The sequence below is a fragment of the Bacteroides sp. ET336 genome, from assembly GCF_024733815.1.
Taxonomy (GTDB): domain Bacteria; phylum Bacteroidota; class Bacteroidia; order Bacteroidales; family Bacteroidaceae; genus Phocaeicola; species Phocaeicola cellulolyticus.
In genome coordinates this window covers 90,260-106,228 of the sequence record NZ_JANRHK010000009.1, presented here as the reverse complement: position 1 = coordinate 106,228, position 15,969 = coordinate 90,260, and the positions used below count along the sequence as shown (strand labels likewise).

Annotated in this window: 8 protein-coding genes and 1 pseudogene; 7 read left to right on the top strand and 2 right to left on the bottom strand. The window is 41.1% G+C overall.

Going from position 1 to position 15,969, the window contains the following annotated elements:
• The first annotated feature begins 151 nt into the window (after positions 1-151).
• A complete protein-coding gene (locus NW213_RS09960) occupies positions 152-1,213 on the top strand; it encodes a choloylglycine hydrolase family protein (RefSeq protein ID WP_258322677.1) in 1,062 nt (353 codons plus the stop codon).
• A 59-nt stretch (positions 1,214-1,272) separates the two neighbouring features.
• Here NW213_RS09960 and NW213_RS09955 read toward each other — a convergent pair whose 3' ends face one another.
• On the bottom strand, positions 1,273-2,178 hold the full coding sequence (locus NW213_RS09955) for a nucleotidyltransferase (RefSeq protein ID WP_154043382.1): 906 nt from the start codon (positions 2,176-2,178) through the stop codon (positions 1,273-1,275).
• A gap of 126 nt (positions 2,179-2,304) precedes the next feature.
• Here NW213_RS09955 and NW213_RS09950 point away from each other — a divergent pair, with 126 nt between their 5' ends.
• The 6 genes from NW213_RS09950 to NW213_RS09925 all read left to right on the top strand — a co-directional run bounded on the left by NW213_RS09950 (position 2,305) and on the right by NW213_RS09925 (position 15,310).
• Positions 2,305-6,906 (top strand): translocation/assembly module TamB, encoded by a 4,602-nt coding sequence (locus NW213_RS09950; RefSeq protein ID WP_258322658.1) that lies wholly within the window; start codon positions 2,305-2,307, stop codon positions 6,904-6,906.
• Positions 6,887-9,211, top strand: a complete 2,325-nt coding sequence (locus NW213_RS09945; RefSeq protein WP_258322676.1) for a BamA/TamA family outer membrane protein — start codon at positions 6,887-6,889, stop codon at positions 9,209-9,211. Before NW213_RS09950 ends, NW213_RS09945 begins: the two co-directional genes overlap by 20 nt.
• Positions 9,212-9,237: 26 nt before the next feature.
• The gene (locus NW213_RS09940) at positions 9,238-10,080 is read left to right on the top strand and encodes a peptidylprolyl isomerase (RefSeq protein ID WP_375338132.1); all 843 of its coding nucleotides are present in this window, start codon (positions 9,238-9,240) and stop codon (positions 10,078-10,080) included.
• Positions 10,081-10,086: 6 nt separating this feature from the next.
• Complete coding sequence (locus NW213_RS09935) at positions 10,087-11,337, top strand: pitrilysin family protein (RefSeq protein WP_258322657.1); 1,251 nt, start codon at positions 10,087-10,089, stop codon at positions 11,335-11,337.
• Positions 11,334-12,653 carry an MATE family efflux transporter gene (locus tag NW213_RS09930; protein ID WP_258322656.1) on the top strand — a complete coding sequence of 440 codons (1,320 nt, stop codon included), beginning with the start codon at positions 11,334-11,336 and terminating at the stop codon, positions 12,651-12,653. The genes NW213_RS09935 and NW213_RS09930 overlap by 4 nt, the downstream gene beginning before the upstream one ends.
• Positions 12,654-12,757: 104 nt before the next feature.
• Positions 12,758-15,310, top strand: coding sequence for an ATP-binding protein (locus NW213_RS09925; protein ID WP_258322655.1), 2,553 nt, complete (start codon positions 12,758-12,760; stop codon positions 15,308-15,310).
• 14 nt (positions 15,311-15,324) lie between these two features.
• Here the strand turns inward: NW213_RS09925 and NW213_RS09920 are convergent.
• A pseudogene (locus NW213_RS09920) lies at positions 15,325-15,642 on the bottom strand (glycosyhydrolase); the annotation flags it as partial.
• Positions 15,643-15,969: the final 327 nt, after the last annotated feature.

Genomic DNA, 15,969 nt, shown 5'->3' with positions numbered 1-15,969 from the left:
AAGAAATCCTTGATTTTTATCAACAAAGTCTTTAATTTTGAGGATATAAGCAACAAAACTGTTATTTCTGTTGTTTAATATCATTAAAGAACAAAGACATTCACAGTTTATGAAAAAACAGATTCTTACAACCGGAAGATCAATTAAATTAATGTGTATCGCCGCTACCATTGCAGCAGTAGGCACAAATACGGCTAATGCATGTACGGGCATCACACTTACAGCCAAAGACAGTACAAAAATCCTTGCTAGAACAATTGAATGGGGAGGAAGCGACCTTAACAGCCAATACGTGATAGTTCCTCAAGGCTATACAGCACAATCATACATACCAGGCGGTATTGACGGTATGAAATTCACTTCGAAATACGGATACGTAGGTCTGGCTGTAGAGCAAAAGGAATTCATTGCCGAAGGGCTCAACGAAAAAGGGCTTTCAGCAGGCTTATTCTATTTTCCACGATATGGTAAATATGAGGATTATAATGCAGCATATAAAGAAGAAAGTATAGCCGACCTTCAGCTCGTGTCATGGATTCTCGGTGAATGTAAAAACGTGGAAGAAGTTAAAGACGCAATTAGCAAAGTCCATGTTATAGCCATTGATCCAAGAGCCTCGACTGTACATTGGAGATTTGCCGACACAACAGGAAGACAGATAGTGCTTGAAATAATAGACGGAAAGCCTGTGTTCTATGAAAACAAGCTTGGTGTGCTCACAAATTCACCCGATTTCAATTGGCAGATGACAAATCTGAACAATTATGTTAATCTCTTCCCGGGCTCGGCTCCTTCGCAAAAACTTGGAGAAACAGAGTTGTCACAGTTCGGTGCCGGAAGTGGTTTCCTAGGAATACCTGGAGATGTCACTCCCCCATCACGATTTGTAAGGGCTGCATTCTATCAGGCTACGGCACCAGTACAGGAAACTTCGGAAGAAACTGTTCTGCAGGGATTTCAGATATTAAATAATTTCGATATTCCGGTAGGAATAGAATTTGCAAAAGGACAGGTTCCGGTAAACATCCCGAGTGCTACACAATGGACATCGGCTACCGACATGAACAATCTGAAGATTTACTTCCGAACAATGTATAACAGTGCTATAAGAAGTATTAATCTGAAAGATATTGATTTCAAGAAAGTGAAATATCGTGCTGTACCAATGGATACAGAAAAACAACAGCCTGTGTTCAATATAAAGATTAAATAGACAAAAAAACGGATTGCCCCACAATAAGGCAATCCATTTATATATTGTAAAATTGCTTATCAGAACAATTTAGAAGGATATTCACCTGCATCTACCAATGCCTGCAATTTTTCAACTACACTAGGACGGTCTGCTGCATATGTTACACCGAACCATTTAGATGTAGTATCAAGAACCTTAACATTAGCAGTCTTTTCATTGATAAGTTTATTAACCATCAATGGAATAAAATACTCAGCCTTAAGGTTTTCCTTATTTGCATCAAGGAATTCAGTAAAGTAATCTTCTGAATATTTGAAATAGTCAGGAGTGAATCCCCACATATTCATAGAAACAGGTGTATTGTCATCAAGACCTACCCATTCACCATTTTCGTCCTTATAGCTTACAACACCATTTACACGCATGATTTCAGTACGTTCAACAACTGTAGTAAGGTTACCTTCTTCATTTGCAGAACATACGCCACGAGCTACAGAACCACTTTCTGACAAAGTATTACCAATACGGAAACCTACCATGCAATAGTCGTTCTTTGAACCCTCAGGAAGTTCAGACAAATATTTGCCCAATACGGCAAAACTGTCTCTTCCATAGAAATCATCTGCATTGATTACCGCAAACGGTTCTTTGATAACATCCTTACCCATAAGTACAGCATGGTTAGTACCCCATGGCTTAACACGGCCTTCCGGACAAGTATATCCGGCTGGAAGATTATCCAAAGCCTGGAAGACAACTTCTACAGGGATATGATTTTCATATTTGCTGAGAACGATTTTACGGAAGTCATCTTCAAAATCTTTACGGATTACAAATACTATTTTACCAAATCCACCACGGATAGCGTCATAAATAGAATAATCCATGATTGTTTCACCGCTTGGTCCGACTCCGTCAAGCTGTTTAAGACCGCCGTAACGGCTTCCCATACCGGCTGCCAATACAAATAATGTTGGTTTCATAAGTTTTATTTTTAGTTAGTAACTATGCAAAGATAGACATTTATTATTAATCACGTACTTCTTGAACAAATTATATTAATTAGTAGTTATTTTTTTAGTATATTCGCATCACAAACTGTCATTAACATGAAGAAATTTTTAAAATGGTGTGGAATAATAATATCTATTCCATTTGCTTTATTTATAATTATATCAATATTGATCTATATACCGCCTATACAGAACTTTGCTGTAAGAAAGGCGGCATCAATCGCTTCTGATGCTACAGGTATGGACATCAGTGTAGGAAGAATTTCACTTTCTTTTCCTTTGAATCTGGGAATCCATAATGTGACTGCCATACAGGAAAACGACACTCTTCTAAGTGCCGGGAAAATGACTTTAAAGGTTCAGATGAAACCTTTGTTCAGAAAACAGATTGAAGTTGATGCTTTAAAGCTGGAGAGTGTAAGCGTCAACACAAAGGACATGATTGAAGGATTCATGATGAAAGGTAAGATGGGAGAGCTTTATCTGGAATCGCACGGAGTAGCCTTATCACCGGAAACGGCAACCATCAACTCCTTTATAATAAAGGATACACATGTGGATATAAGCATAGCCGATACAACTGCCACAGATACAACTGCCAGCGAGCCTCTGTATTGGAAATTCATGCTGCAAAAGGCCAATTTTGAGAATGTAGCCGTAAATCTCAGTATGCCATTAGACAGTATGGACATGGGAATAAACATTGGTTCTGCAGTACTGACAGAGGGTATTGTAGATTTAAAGAAAGAGGCTTATTCTTTGCAAAAATTCAAAATCAGCAATTCATCAGCACAATATATTATTGGGGAAAAACAGCAGACTGAAGGTTTCAACCCGTCATTTATATCTCTTGCCGGATTAAATATAGATTTGAGTTCTATATATTATTGTGGTAATGCTGTAAATGCCGAGATCAAAGATTTCAAGATGAAAGAACATTCAGGACTGGAAATCACATCTGCAGGAGGAAAAATTACAGCCAATGATGAAAAGGTTGAAATTTCCGGGCTGGAACTGAAAACCACAGATTCGTACTTTTCTGTACAGGCAAATGCTGACTGGAACATCTCACAGATCAACAACGACGGCAGCATATCAGCCAGAATAATGGCAGACATCGGAAAGAATGACCTGTTCAGGTTCGTTACAGATATGCCTGAAGATTTAAAGAAAGATTTTCCTGCAGAACCAATACAGATAAGAGCCGGTATTGACGGAAGCATAAACGAAATGAAAATTACTGCCGTAAGCGCAGAAATACCGGAACATATTAAATTCACAGCAGGAGGATATGTGAATGATTTGCCGGACAGTACAAAAATGTCTGCACATTTGGATATGGATGCTGTTTTCCCTGACATGGCTTTTGCTAAATATTTTATTGGAACTGCAGTCATCCCATCGGATATGGTCTTAAAAGGAAGTGCCGATATAAGGAACGACAGTATAAGCGCATTATTAGGATTGACACAAGGTGAAGGTGCGATAAATCTCAACGCCGGCTTCATTCCAAAAACAGAATCATTTTTCGCTAAAATGGATATCAACGAACTGAATATCCATAACTTCATGCCGTCGGATTCACTGTTCAGAGTTACAGCTTCACTTATGGCGGAAGGAAAAGGTTTCGATATATTCTCGCCAAATACAAAAATGGGAATGGAAGCGGGTATATCATGCTTTGAATATGCCAGCTATTCTTTTTCCGGAATAAACATGAAAGCCGGACTGGAAAACTGTAAGTCGTCTGTAGCATTAAATATCAACGACAACACAATGGAAATAGGTTCCACACTGAATGCTGATATTTCCGCAAAAGAAATAGCGGCCCAAATGCGCACAGATATCAAACGTCTTGACTTGCATGGATTGGGACTTATTGCACAACCGTTCAAAATAGGACAAATAATAGACATTGATGCACATACAGACATGAATAACAGGCATCGTGCAAAAGTGTCTATAAACAACATCAAACTTATGACCGAAAAAAAGACTTTCAAAACGAAAGATCTGAACTTCGGTGTCAGTATGACAGAGGACTCCCTACGTACTTATATAAACTCGGGTGACATGACCATGCTGCTGCGTACAACGGGAGGAATAGATAAAGTTACGGGAAAAATAAGCAAGATTTCCGAACTGGCAGCCAAACAGTGGGAAAACAAGTTGATGGATCTTGAAGCATTGCGTACATTGTTGCCGGAAACATCGTTCAGGCTTTTTGCAGGCGACGACAATCCGTTTGCAAATACCATGGAAATGAGGAATATCGGATTCAAGAGACTTTATGCATCGCTAAATACATCCGAAAATAGCGGTATTAACAGCTCGGCATATCTCTATGGTCTGCATACGGACAGTCTGCGACTGGACACAATAACTTTCCGTGCTTCACAAGATTCTACAGGAATAATAATAGCTGGTGGAGTGAAAGCCAACCAGACGAAGCAACAGGAAGCTTTCAGTATAGCGTTGGATGGAGGTATATTCAACGAAAATGCACACATGCTTGTGAAATATGATAATGCACAGCAGCAAACAGGGGCACTGATCGGTATGAAGGCTGTACTTAGAGACAAAGGTATAAGCCTGCATATGTTGCCGGAAAATCCTATTCTGGTATATAGAAAATTCCATTTGAACGATGAAAACTATATTTTCCTGAGCGACAAAGGAAGGATACATGCAGATATGCGTCTGAACGATGATAATGGAACCGGATTGCAGATTTACTCTGTTCCAGATTCTACCGTTCTACAAGACGTAACTGTAAACATAAACAAACTTGATATCGGTGAATTCAGACGTATCATTCCATACATGCCACCTGTAGAAGGTATAATTAATGCTGAAGCACATTACGTACAGCAGAAGGAGGATATGTTCATGACAGCATTTGAGACAGATGTGAACAGACTTGCCTACGGAGGAAAGCCGCTTGGCAACTGGACTATGAGTGCTGTATATCTGCCTATGGAGAACAGTGGTCATCATGTGGATGGATACATAACACATAATGGAAACACTCTGGCAGAAATCAACGGACAGTACAATACACCGCTTACTGAAGAGGAAGAGGACAAGGTAAACGCACACCTGTCGATATACCGTTTTCCACTGGCACTGGCTGGAGCATTTGTTCCGGAAGAAATGGCACAGTTGAAAGGGTATGCAGGAGCAGACATATCTTTAAGCGGGTCAACATCAGCACCAGTCATAGATGGAAGTGTCACAACCGACAGCGTAAACGTGTTCATTCCTATGACATCAATGAACCTTAGATTTGAAAACAAGCCTATTACGGTAAAGAACAACAAGCTGATGTTTGACAAATATAGCATATTCTCAAGAGGCAAAAATCCGTATATAATAGACGGTAGTGTTGATTTTGCCAATATGGAGAATATGTATATGGATTTGAAAATGACTGCCAGAAACTTTGAGGTATTCAATTCAAAGAAAAACCGTACTTCAATGGTTTACGGGAAAATGTATATTGACCTCAACACTACCATAAAGGGTACACCTGACGCCATTTCGGTTAAAGGTAATGCCAATATTTTGGGTAGCAGTGATTTCACATACATACTCCGCGAATCGCCTCTGACGGTGGAAGACCGACTGGCTGAGACAGTAACATTCGTAAACTTTGCAGATACAGCCTCCGCACGCAGAAAACCGCTTCAGGAAATGCGCCCAGGCGGTATAGACATGCTTGTCAACCTGCATATTGACCAGGCTGTACAATGCCGTGTCGATATTAACGAGAGCGGTTCCAACTATATGGAAGTGGAAGGTGGAGGAGATCTGGCATTCCAATATACTCCCGACGGAAACATGTTGCTGAACGGACGTTACCAGCTGATGAGCGGAGAAATGAAATATGAAATGCCAGTCATACCGCTTAAGACATTTAAAATACGCGAAGGAAGCTACATTGAATGGACCGGAAACGTAATGGACCCGAAACTGAACATCCAGGCGTACGAAAGGACAAGAGCTTCAGTAACTCAGGAAGGCCAGGCTGCAAGAATGGTAAGCTTTGATGTGGGCGTAAGTATCACCAACAGACTAAACAATCTGGGATTTGAGTTTACAATCGAAGCTCCTGAAGACGGTTCAATGCAAAATGAACTGGCTGCAATGTCAGCGTCACAGAAGAATAAGGCTGCGGTAACAATGCTCGTAACAGGCATGTATATTTCAGACAGTTCGACAGCTAAACTGGATGCCAACAGTGCGCTTAACTCATATCTGCAAGGACAAATAAACAGCATTGCAGGAAATGCCCTAAAGACAATTGACCTTAGTGTGGGTATGGAAACAACAAATGCGACAGAGACAGGCGACACACGTACAGATTATAATTTCCAGTTTGCAAAACGTTTCTGGAACAACCGTGTGCGTGTAGTAATCGGTGGAAAAATTTCCACAGGAAATGCTGCAGTGAGAGACGAATCATTTATCGACAATATATCATTGGAATACAGACTGGACAATAGCGGTACCAGATATGTCAAACTTTTCCACGACAAAAAATATGCAAATGTCCTTGAAGGAGAAGTGACAGAAACAGGAGCCGGTATCGTTCTTAAAAAGAAAGTGAGCCGTATAAAGGACTTGTTTATATTCCAAAGAAAGAAAAAGAAGATTAATGAAACAGAGGAAAAAGGAAATGAAAATGAGAATAAATAACATAGTTGTGGCATTAATAGCCGTTTTAGGCTTTGCAGGATGTTCCACCACAAAAAATCTTCCTGAAGGCGAAACTCTTTATACCGGTATAAAGAGAATAGAAATAAACGAGAAAGACGAAAGCACCAATGGAGAAAAGACTATTGAGGAGGTGACAGCCGCAGTAAGCGTTGCACCTAACAATTCTTTCCTTGGAAGTGCGAAATACCGAATTCCCATTCCTTTCGGATTATGGATATACAATAATTTCCAGAAATACGAGAAAGGGCTGGGAAGATGGATATTCCGTAAAATGGCTGCCACTCCAGTCACGGTATCGTCTGTAAACCCTGACACGCGAGTAAAAATTGCATCCAATCTGCTTAAAGATTACGGATATTTCAACGGCAATGTGACTTACACTGTTGATAGCACACGTAACCCAAGAGCCGTAAAACTGAGTTACCAGATTGATATGGGAAAACCATATTACATTGATACCGTACTGTACGAAGGTTTCACAGGACGTGCCGACTCACTCATCAGGAAACACTTTGATGAAAGACTGATACACAGAAATGACAATTTTGACGTTACACGTCTGAATGAGGAACGCGAAAGGCTTGTTACATTATTCAAGAATAACGGGTATTATTTCTTCCGCAGCGAATATATCACATTTTTGGCAGATACACTTATGCGCCCCGGATATATCAATCTGAAGATTATACCAAAGAGCAACACACCTAAAGAAGCCAAGACAAAATATATAATAGGAAAAACCGATATTAATCTGATTGGATACAACGGAGAACAGCCTGACGATTCAATTTGCGCTAGAGACTTCACCGTACATTATTTTGGTGAAAAGCCGGAACTAAGATACGGCGTTTTAAGGAAAAGATTCCTTTACAGAAGTGGTGAGACTTACTCGCAACTCAGGATGAACTATACCCAGGAAGCACTTGCCAGACTAGGCGTATTCAAATTCAACGAGTTCCAATATACACCACGTAACGGATCGGATACCCTGGACATAAAAGTGAATTCGATGTTTGATCTGCCATACGACAGTGAACTGGAATTCAACCTGACGACCAAAGACACGAAACAGACAGGTCCGGGAGCCAAATTTAATCTTTCCAGAAAGAACTTCATGCGTATGGGAGCATCATTGAATCTGGAATTGAAAGGTTCGTATGAATGGCAGACAAGCTCCACAGTTGACGGACGTAGTTCTGTGATGAATTCATACGAACTGGGAGCTGCTCTGTCATTGGATTTTCCACGTCTTATCCTTCCATGGATAAAAAACAGGATAGATCCGTTCCGTTTCCCTTCAAATACCAACTTCAAGGTTTATGCCGAGCAGATTAACCGAGCTCGATATTTCAAGATGTTGTCATTCGGTGGAACCGTATCGTACAGTTTCCAGCCTAAAAGGAGTATAAAGCATTCTGTAACTCCTTTGAATCTGGCATTCAATACGCTGCAAAACAGTACGGATGAATTCAATCAGATAGCTGCACAGAACCCGATGCTGTTCTACAGTTTGAGTGACCAGTTCATCCCGTCGCAATCATATACTCTGACATACGACAACTCATTCCGCAAACGTAAGAACCGCTTGTGGTGGGAAAACTCACTTACCAGTGCAGGTAACGTGACATCACTGATTTATGCAGCTTTCGGACAGAAGTTTACAGAGAAAGACAAGAAACTTCTTGGTACACCATTCGCACAATTCCTGAAATACTCGTCGGAAGTAAGAAATACAATTTGGTTCAACGACATGCATCAGCTGGCATTCAGAGCTATGGGAGGAATAATTTGGTCGTACGGTAATAAGACGATAGCACCATATACGGAACAGTTCTACGTAGGAGGAGCCAACAGCATACGTGCGTTTACCATACGTTCAATAGGTCCGGGAAGATATCGTCCTTCGGAAAACAACACATATTCATACGTCGATCAGACCGGTGATATAAAACTTGAAGCCAATATGGAGTACCGTTTCAGAATATTGTCTAAATTTGCAGGCGGAAACCTGAACGGTGCGGTCTTCCTGGATGCCGGTAACGTATGGCTGCTAAGGGAAGATCCAGCACGACCGGATGCACAATTCACATTCAATCATTTCTTCGACAGTATAGCCCTAGGTACAGGTGCCGGAATAAGATATGACCTTGACTTTCTGGTTCTACGCTTAGATCTAGGTATTGCCCTCCACGTGCCATACGATACAGGGAAGAAGGGATATTATAATATTCCACGATTTAAAGACGGAATGGGACTGCATTTTGCAATAGGTTATCCGTTCTAAAAAATAAATGACTAAAATTTAAGACCATGACAAGAACTTTCATCACTATAATGATTGCCATCTTCATGACGGCATGTGCAGGAAACAGCAAATCAGAAAAAAAGATAAATATGGAAAATGTAAAGGAAACATTAGTATGCCTGGAAACTACTATGGGCAACATCACAGTGAAGCTGTATGACGAGACTCCAAAACACAAGGAAAACTTTATCAAACTGGTGAAAGAAGGTACATACGACAGTACACTGTTTCATCGTGTCATAAAGGATTTTATGATTCAGGCAGGCGATCCGCTTAGTAAAAATGCTACTGACACAACAACACTGGGAAGCGGTGATGTAGGCTACACTATCCCTGCAGAATTCAACAAAAACCTTTTCCACAAAAGAGGCGCCCTTGCAGCAGCACGTCAAGGCGATGAAGTGAACCCGGAAAGAGAATCATCAGGATGCCAGTTCTATATAGTGACAGGAAGAAAATTCAGCGAGGCACAAATGATAAATATGGAAAACCATATGAACGAAGCCCGTCTGGAAGAAGTCTTCAATAATCTGGCACGCAAACACATGAAAGAAATATACAAGATGCGTAAAGCAGGCGATACTGAAGGGTTGCTTGAACTTCAGGACTCTCTCGAATCGCAAGCACGCAACATCGTTGATAAAGAACCTGCACTGAGATATACCAAAGAACAGAAACAGGCTTATACCACAATAGGCGGTGCACCTCATCTGGACGGAGCATATACTGTATTCGGTGAAGTCGTTGACGGAATGGATGTTGTAGAAAAGATTGAGCAGGTAGGAACAAACCGTGCCGACCGTCCGAAAGTAGATATCCGTATCCTTAAAGCTACAGTGATTAATTAAACAGACATGATAACTGTAAACCGTCATATACTTGAAAATGGACTACGCATTGTACACAGTGAAGATACCACCACACAAATGGTGGCACTGAACCTGCTGTACGATGTGGGAGCAAGAGACGAACACCCTGAACATACGGGGTTTGCTCATCTGTTTGAACATCTTATGTTCGGAGGTTCAATAAATATTCCTGATTACGACACTCCTGTACAGAATGCCGGAGGGGAGAACAATGCGTGGACCAACAACGATATAACCAACTATTATATTACTCTGCCTTGCAACAATGCGGAAATAGGTTTCTGGCTGGAAAGCGACAGAATGCTGTCGCTTGACTTCAATGAAAAAAGCCTTGAGATACAAAAGAATGTGGTGACAGAGGAGTTCAAACAAAGAAACCTGAACCAGCCTTATGGTGATGTGTCGCACATTCTGAGGGAGATGGCATACAAGACACACCCCTACCGCTGGCCTACAATAGGAAAAGAAATAAGCCATATAATGAATGCTACACTGGAAGAGGTGAAAGACTTCTTCTATAGCTTCTATGCACCAAATAATGCAATACTGGCAGTCAGCGGAAATATCACATTCGAAGAGACAAAACGTCTTGCTGCAAAATGGTTCGGTGATATCCCTGCCAGAGACATCAAACCTAGAGAACTGCCACAGGAAGAGCCTCAGACAGAAGAACATCGCGTCACTGTATTCCGTGATGTTCCGGTGGATACACTCTACATGGCTTTCCATATCTGCGGAAGAAGAGACAGCAGTTATCATACATTCGACATCATGTCTGACATTCTTTGTAACGGACGTTCGTCACGTCTCATTCAAAGACTGGTAATTGAAAAGAAAATATTCAGTTCCATAGATGCATATATTTCCGGAAGCATAGACAGCGGACTTTTCCATATAACTGGAAAGCCATGTGACGGCATCAGTCTGGAAGAAGCGGAGAAAGCCGTTTGGGAAGAGCTTGAGGATCTGAAAAATCATCCCGTAGAGGAATTAGAGTTGGAGAAAGTAAAAAACAGATACGAGAGCGAGCAGATTTTCAGCAATATAAATTATCTGAACGTAGCAACAAATCTGGCTTTTTTTGAACTTATAGGCAAAGCGGAAGACATCAATGATGAAGTAAGGAAGTACCGTTCCGTATCGTCCGAACAAATAACCGAGATGGCAAGAAAGTGCTTCATCAAGACAAACAGCAACATTTTATATTACAAAAAAGCATCAGACGAAATAGAATGAAACAACACTACCGTACCCTTCTGGCACTGGGAATCCCTATAGTTATCGGACAAATAGGAGTTATAATACTGGGATTTGCCGATACACTGATGATTGGTCATCACAGCACTACAGAACTGGCTGCAGCAAGTTTTGTCAATAATATGTTCAACCTGGCAATAATCTTCAGTACAGGTTTTTCGTACGGGCTTACTCCTATTGTGGGTAGCCTGTTCGGACGCGGCATGCGCAGTGACGTAGGCCGTGCATTAAAGAACAGTCTTGCAGCCAATACACTGCTTGCCGTACTTGTGTGTGGAGTTATGGCATGTGTTTATGCAGCCATTCCACGAATGGGACAACCGGAAGAACTGATTCCGTACATCCGCCCATATTTCCTGATTCTGCTTGCCTCAATACCTTTTGTATTATGGTTCAACGGTTTCAAACAATTTGCCGATGGAATAACAGATACCAAGGTTTCGATGTGGATTCTTTTAGGTGGAAATGTACTTAATATCATAGGTAACTATATCCTTATATACGGTAAACTAGGATTCCCTGAAATGGGACTTTCAGGAGCCGGTATTTCTACTCTCACATCAAGAATTCTGATGGTAATAGCTTTCGTCACGCTGTTCTTCATGACCGACCGCTACAAAGAGTTCAAGGAAGGATTCAAACGCGGAAGAATAAATAAAGCGGAATTTGCCCACCTTAATAAACTGGGATGGCCTATAGCCGGACAGATGGGAATGGAAACAGCATCATTCAGCCTCAGCGCCATCATGATAGGATGGTTGGGAAGCATGGAGCTGGCATCCTATCAGATTATGATGGCCGTATCGCAAGTATGCTTCATGATGTATTATGGCATGGGAGCTGCGGTTTCAGTAAGGATAAGTAATTTCCACGGACAAGGAGATATGGAAAACGTACGCCGTACGGCAAATCACGGTTTCCACATTATACTGGTAATGTTACTTATGACCGGTATCCCTATATTTTTATTAAGGGAACACATCGGAGGCTGGTTTACAGACAGTGAAGAAGTTAGCCAGATGGTAGCAAGCGTCATTTACCCGTTCCTGCTCTACCAGTTTGGAGATGCACTACAGATAAACTTCGCAAATTCATTGCGTGGTATAGCAGATGTAAAACCTATGCTCCTGTATGCATTCATAGCCTACTTCGTAATCTCTCTGCCTGCCGGATATATTTTCGGTTTTGTTCTAGATGGAGGACTAACAGGAGTATGGATGGCATTTCCTTTCGGACTGACCAGCGCAGGCATCATGTACTGGCTACGTTTCAGGGAAAAAACTACGATTGCTTAATAGTTGTTAGTTGTTGGTTATTTGTTTTTAGTTTCCAGCCGCATGACTCTAACAACTAACAACTGAAAACTCATAACTTTTAATTATTAATTCTTAATTACCTCATGTTTTCCACCAAGACCAAACTGGCATTCGGATATATCATCCTGATTATCCTACTCTTAGGAGCTATAGGATATGTATATAAGCAGATGAACCTCCTTACGCAACCTACCGGACTGGAGGAAAGCATTTATAACCGCCGCCGTACGACACACAATATCATAAGCTGGTTATACGAGACTGAAGTTATAGGTCAGGCACTCCGTACTGGAAGTTCGGATGAAATATGGCTCTACACCAAAGCCATGAAAAGAGTACATCTTTCGCTTGACACTCTTAGAAACCAGCTAACCGACACTGTACAACAGGCACGTATTGACACTGTAAACATGCTCTTGCGCGACAAGGAGCGTAACATGCTGGCTGTGTTGGATGCCATGAGCACTACTCCCACCGACATTATCTACAGAAAGCAACTTGACAGCCTTCTGCACGAACATGATTCTCTCATTACAGAAAGTCATGTACGCCGTCGTGTGGTGACACATCACAACACATATACCATTCATCATGAGCCTAAAAGTTTCTTCCGACGCCTGGCAGATGTTTTCTCTCCCGGTAAAGCAGACTCTACGGAAGTGAGCAATGTAGTTGAGGAAGTATTCACCGACACAATTGATCAGGTATTCAGTCCGATAGACACCATTGCATCAATGCTGTCCGGAATACAAGACAAGGTATTCCAAACACGTCAGGATGAGCTTCGCACTCTAAGTTACAGAATAAACCGTCTGAAAATAGCAGGAAGCCACCTAAGCCGACGTGTAAACCAACTGCTTGAAAGCATAGAACAAGACGAACAGGAAGCCTTGGCAGCACGTATGTATCACGAACAGTCCATACGCCGCGATGCAGCTCTGGCAATGGCAGGCATATCCGTTGCTGCAATAATACTCGTTCTGGTATTCTTCACGATAATATGGAGAGACCTGACACGCAGCAATCACTATAGGAATGAATTGGAAAAGGCACGCGACTATGCCGAAAACCTGCTTATGGCACGCGAGAAACTGATGCTCACCATTACACACGACATAAAGGCTCCTGCAGGCTCGATAATAGGATATACAGACCTGCTGGAACGTCTTATAACAGACAAACGGCAGACATTCTATCTTAACAGTATGAAGAACTCTGCCCAACACCTTCTGGCCCTCGTTACGTCATTACTTGACTATCACCGCCTTGAAGCCGGAAAGATGGATCTTAATCCGGTAGCGTTCCGTCCATACAGACTGATGGAAGATATATACAACAGTTTCCTTCCACTGGCTGAGAAGAAAGGAATCACACTGTCATACGTTCCTGATTTACAGCAAGACCTTACACTTGAAGGTGATCCTTTCCGCATAAGACAAATAGTGGAAAACCTGTTGTCGAATGCCCTAAAATTCACAAACGAAGGCAGTATCACTTTAAAGGTTTCATATTCAGGTGTACGCCTGACATTCAGCGTAGAAGATACCGGCTGCGGTATGAGCAAGGCCGAGCAGGAAAAGATATTCACCGAGTTCACACGTCTGCCAGGAGCACAGGGACAGGAAGGATTCGGATTGGGACTTTCAATTACCCGCAAATTAGTTGAACTCCAGGACGGAGAAATAAATGTAGAGAGTACACCGGGACATGGCAGCTGTTTCAGTGTAATAATTCCATTGCCATCATACGTTCACGAAAAGCCGGCAGAAGAAAAAGAAATTGAAAATCCTGTATCATTCATCTCTGGAATACGTATTCTCATAATAGACGATGACCGCATCCAGCTTGGTCTGACACGTGACATGCTGTTAAGTCTTACCAACACAAGCAAGGATGCAATGCCTGATATTGTATGCTGTCAGCATCCGGAAGAAGTATTCGAACATATCAGAAAAGAGAAATTTGACCTTCTTTTCACAGATATCCAGATGCCTGCCATGGATGGTTTCAATCTTCTGGAAGCGATACGCGCACTTTCTTGCGAGCAAGCCAAGAACATCCCTGTAGTGGCAATCACCGCACGTGCCATTCCGGATGATGAAGGTTTCCGTGCAAGAGGTTTTGCAGCCGTACTACGCAAGCCATTCAGCCGCAAAGATATCATTAACGCAATAAGTCTGGCACTAAACAAGAGATCTATTGATACGTCAGAAATCAGTGATTCAACGAAGGAGTCTGTTTTACCTTCAGACAACATTCAGCCATCTGAAGAAAGTATTACAGAAAATTCTTCCAGACAAACAACGTTCAATTTTTCACGTCTTACAGAATTTTCTATGGACGATGAAGAAGCCGCACGCTGCATACTCAATACGTTTGCCGAAGAGACACGTAAAAATATCATCAAGATGAATGAAGCCATTGACAAAGGAGACACCACAGAAATATGTGCCATAGCACATAAGATGCTCCCTACATTTATTATGATAGAAGCACGCGAAGCAATCCCTGCACTCCAATGGCTTGACGAACATAAAAATAAAGGCACAGACCCTGCTACAGCAGAGGCCCATGCCCATACAGTGATACGTATTGCACAAGAGGCAATAGAGGTTATACAATCAGAAAGTAAATAATAAATTCTATCTGATTATTTTCTTCTACATTCCGATTCGTTCATATAAAGATATGACTTTTCATATCCCCCGAAGTCAACAACGATTTTCTCCAATACAACCGCAGGATCATGTGGCATAAAATCAAGCACATACATTCCATCATCCGATGCAGGGAGAGACAATGTCACTTCATTCTCCACTACCCTACGGGCCACTGTCGGATAATATATTGTATATATGTTCTCAGGGTTTTCATTTAGATTAGCATTAAAGTTAACCCTTTCTGCTTTTGCCCCTCTGAAACCGATAGAATATTCATGGCGGATGAAAGCAAGGAAGGATTTTAGTATACCTATACTTAATTTATTCTTGAAGAATTCTTTTAATTATTACGATGTAAATAAGTATAAATATGTTATATAGCATTTTACTACATCTATTGTTACATACTTGATAAAATATATAACATTTATCTTCTTTTCTATTACATCTAGAAAACAATTGGTAACGTCTGAAATTTTATCTTATTGATTAATACGTACCTTTGTATTGTCGATAACAATTGTTTTACTTTAATATACTAAGTATGAAAAACGGTTCAATTTAAGTATATAAAAAAATTGTTATTAGGTTACTTATTACCTATATATTAATTAATAGAAGAAGTGATATTAATT

Bases quoted from the DNA above. Each gene is read 5' to 3' on its own strand.
- NW213_RS09940 (WP_375338132.1), top strand. From the start codon at position 9,238: ATGACAAGAACTTTCATCACTATAATGATTGCCATCTTCATGACGGCA.
- NW213_RS09935 (WP_258322657.1), top strand. From the start codon at position 10,087: ATGATAACTGTAAACCGTCATATACTTGAAAATGGACTACGCATTGTA.
- NW213_RS09950 (WP_258322658.1), top strand. From the start codon at position 2,305: ATGAAGAAATTTTTAAAATGGTGTGGAATAATAATATCTATTCCATTT.
- NW213_RS09955 (WP_154043382.1), bottom strand. From the start codon at position 2,178: ATGAAACCAACATTATTTGTATTGGCAGCCGGTATGGGAAGCCGTTAC.
- NW213_RS09960 (WP_258322677.1), top strand. From the start codon at position 152: ATGTGTATCGCCGCTACCATTGCAGCAGTAGGCACAAATACGGCTAAT.
- NW213_RS09930 (WP_258322656.1), top strand. From the start codon at position 11,334: ATGAAACAACACTACCGTACCCTTCTGGCACTGGGAATCCCTATAGTT.
- NW213_RS09945 (WP_258322676.1), top strand. From the start codon at position 6,887: ATGAAAATGAGAATAAATAACATAGTTGTGGCATTAATAGCCGTTTTA.
- NW213_RS09925 (WP_258322655.1), top strand. From the start codon at position 12,758: ATGTTTTCCACCAAGACCAAACTGGCATTCGGATATATCATCCTGATT.